The sequence below is a fragment of the Streptococcus sp. HMSC067A03 genome, from assembly GCF_001814295.1.
Lineage (GTDB): Bacteria > Bacillota > Bacilli > Lactobacillales > Streptococcaceae > Streptococcus > Streptococcus constellatus.
The window spans coordinates 46,018-46,374 of the sequence record NZ_KV815682.1 but is presented as its reverse complement, the minus strand read 5'-3'; the positions used below and the strand labels follow the sequence as shown (position 1 = coordinate 46,374).

Here is a 357-nt window from a genome sequence, read left to right as displayed (position 1 = left end):
TGGAACCATTCGAAACAGCACAGCTCTAAAACAAAGAGGGGGTATACTTTCCCAATAGCTCAGTTTTGGAACCATTCGAAACAGCACAGCTCTAAAACCATTGATTGTTATAGCAGCCGCTAAAAACAGTTTTGGAACCATTCGAAACAGCACAGCTCTAAAACGTGTATTCCTGAAAATCAACCTTGTTCTTGGTTTTGGAACCATTCGAAACAGCACAGCTCTAAAACCATTGATTGTTATAGCAGCCGCTAAAAACAGTTTTGGAACCATTCGAAACAGCACAGCTCTAAAACGAAAGGTGGTGCACCGATGAAAAGTGCACAGTTTTGGAACCATTCGAAACAGCACAGCTCT

General features: G+C 41.7%; 1 protein-coding gene. It reads right to left on the bottom strand.

Annotated elements, in window-relative coordinates; translation table 11 throughout:
- Nucleotides 1–273 (bottom strand): hypothetical protein (locus tag HMPREF2963_RS09740; protein WP_410002515.1); only part of this gene is annotated, 273 nt, incomplete at its 3' end.
- Nucleotides 274–357 lie beyond the last annotated feature (84 nt).